Annotated in this window: 2 protein-coding genes; both read left to right on the top strand. The window is 64.7% G+C overall.

Translation table 11 applies throughout. From position 1 onward, the window contains the following. Window positions 1-38 precede the first annotated feature (38 nt). Window positions 39-1,943 carry a DUF2207 domain-containing protein gene (locus VDP82_RS16845; RefSeq protein ID WP_323015983.1) on the top strand — a complete coding sequence of 635 codons (1,905 nt, stop codon included), beginning with the start codon at window positions 39-41 and terminating at the stop codon, window positions 1,941-1,943. A 69-nt stretch (window positions 1,944-2,012) separates the two neighbouring features. Next, on the top strand, window positions 2,013-2,644 hold a 632-nt coding region (locus VDP82_RS16840; protein ID WP_323015982.1), incomplete at its 3' end, for a glycine--tRNA ligase subunit beta.

The following is a 2,644-nucleotide window of genomic DNA, read 5'->3' as shown; positions in this document are numbered from 1 at the left end:
CCGACCGGGCGGTGCCGACCGTCAAGTTCAACTGAGCCATGCGGCTGCTGCGCGCTGCCCTCGCTCTATTCCTCATAGCTGCGCTTGCCTTTCCGGCGCTGGCGCGCGAGGAAATCCGCGACTTTGCCGCTGACGTGACCTTGCGCACCGATGGGTCGGTGCGGATCGTGGAAACGCTTGAGGTCAATGCCGAGAGTATCGATATCCGGCGCGGCATCTTCCGCGATATCCCCACGGTGATGCTGGATGCGCAGGGACGCAAGTTGCGCTCGTCGCTGGAGGTGGAATCGGTCAGCCGAGACGGAGGCGCCGAGCCCTTCGAGGTCGAGCGCATGGGGGATTTTCGCCGTATCTGGATCGGCGATTCCAGCGCCTTTCTGCGCCCCGGCGTACACCGATACGTCATCACCTACACCATGACGCGCATGGCGCGCAGCTTCGAGGATCACGACGAGCTCTATTGGAACGCCACCGGAAATTACTGGATCTTCCCCATCCTGCGCTCCTCGGCCCGCGTGCACCTGCCCCCTGGCGCGGTAATCGACCAGATGGTGGGCTATACCGGAGTTGCGGGCGCCAGTGAGCGTGCCGTGACCCTCACCCGCATATCCGACAGCGAGGCGGTCATCACCACCAACCGGGCGCTGGGGCCGGGCGAGGGGATGAGCTTTGCCATCAGCTTCCAGAAGGGCGTGCTGGTGCCGCCGCAGGGGCTCGATGCGCTGCTGGCCTGGCTATCGGACCTACGCGAAATCGTGCTGCCGATTTTGGGCGTCATCCTGGTGCTGGCCTATAATTTCTCGGCCTGGAACGCGGTGGGGCGCGATCCGCCCAAGGGCACCATCATTCCGCTCTTTCATCCGCCCAAGGGCTTTTCGCCGCCGCTGGTGCATTACGTGCACAATTGGGGCTTTTCCAACGCCGGCTGGACGGCGCTGACCTCCGCTATCTTCGATCTCGGGGTCAAGGGGCTGGTGACCATCGTCAACCCCGACAAGACCCTCTCGGTCAAGGTGACGGGCAGGGAGCCTGCCGAGCCGCTGCCCGAGCCGGAAAGGCTGCTGTTCGACTGGTTCGCGCAAAAGGGCTCCGTCACCATCGACAAGGGCGAGGGCCTGGAAATCGGCAAACGCCGCGTCGAGTTTGTGCAGGCCATCGAGCGGGAAAACCGCCTGACCTGGTTCCGCAACAACACCTTCTTCGTCGTGCTGGGCTTTCTCATCGCCGCCGCCATCCTGCTGGCGATGGTGATTTTCGAGGTGCTCGAATTCGAGTGGCTGCTGGTAGCGGCGGTGGTCGGGGTGATCCTCGGAGCGGTGGTCGGTTTCGTGCGCGGCCTGTGGCGGGGCCGGTCGATCCTGCGCTTCATTCCGCTGGTCTGGATCGGCGTCGTCGGCTTCAACATGCTGGCCGGTATCGCCGATTTCGCCACCGGCATCAGCATCAATGCCGCGGCGGTGGCGGCCGCTTCCATCGTCATGATTACGCTGATTTTCGCGGTGCTGATGCGCGCGCCCACCGTGCAGGGCCGCAAGATCATGGACCAGATCGACGGCTTCAAGCTCTATCTCGAAACGGCGGAAAAGAACCGGCTCAACATCGTGGGCGAGCCGCCGATGTCGGTGGAGCGTTTCGAGCGCATCCTGCCCTTTGCCATCGCCTTGGGCGTGGAAAAGCCCTGGTCGGAGCATTTCGAGGCTGAACTGTCGCGCAATGCCGTCTCCGACGCCAGGGGCGGTAGTTACCAGCCGCTCTGGTATGGCGGCTCGCCCTCGTCCTTCTCGTCGGGCAATTTCTCCCGCACTATTTCGGCGGCCAGCGCCGGCATGGCGGCAGCGATGGTCGCGGCCCAGCCGGTGCAGGCCAGCTCCTCCGGCTTCAGCTCGGGCGGCGGAGGCTTTTCCGGCGGTGGCGGCGGGGGCGGCGGTGGTGGCGGCTGGTAAGCCTTTCCATGGACAATCCGTCCGCCCCAAGCTAAGCAAACCGCGCCTTCCTCTATCCCGGTAACCGCCATGCCCGAATTGCTGCTCGAACTCTTTTCCGAGGAAATCCCCGCCCGCTTTCAGCGCCGCGCGGCCGATGACCTGAAAAAGGCCGTCACCAATGCGCTGGTCGGTGCCGGTCTGGTCTATGAGGGCGCCAAGGCCTTTGCCACCCCCCGCCGCCTGGCGCTGACGGTAAGTGGTCTGCCGGCGCGCTCGCCTGATACCCATGAAGAGAAAAAAGGCCCCAAGGTCGGCGCGCCGCAGCCGGCGATCGATGGCTTCCTGCGTTCGGCGGGACTGGCCTCGATTGAAGAGGCCAAGATCGAGAGCGATCCCAAGAAGGGCGATTTCTACGTCGCCCGCATCCACAAGCACGGCGCCGAAGCGGTGGAGCTTCTCTCCGCCATGCTGCCGAAAATCCTGGGCGATTTCCCCTGGGCCAAGTCGATGCGCTGGGGCTCGGGAAGCTTTCACTGGGTGCGCCCGCTGCGCGCCATCACCGCTACTTTCGGCACCGAGAATGACGAGCCGGTGGTGGTGCCCTTCGCCAGCAGCGATTTGCAGTCGGGCCAGACCACCTATGGCCACCGCTTCCTCGCACCCCAGGCGATCCGCGTGAAGCGCTTCGAGGACTATGTGCTGGCGCTGGAGCGCGCCAG

Origin of the sequence: Devosia sp. (genome assembly GCF_034675085.1) — a bacterium.
In the GTDB taxonomy this organism is placed as follows: Bacteria; Pseudomonadota; Alphaproteobacteria; order Rhizobiales; family Devosiaceae; genus Devosia.
The sequence above is the reverse complement of the archived record's forward strand: the minus strand, read 5'-3'. Positions and strand labels throughout refer to the sequence as shown.

What these genes read in the sequence shown, in the direction of transcription:
- VDP82_RS16845 (WP_323015983.1), top strand. Translation starts at nt 39, where the DNA reads ATGCGGCTGCTGCGCGCTGCCCTCGCTCTATTCCTCATAGCTGCGCTT.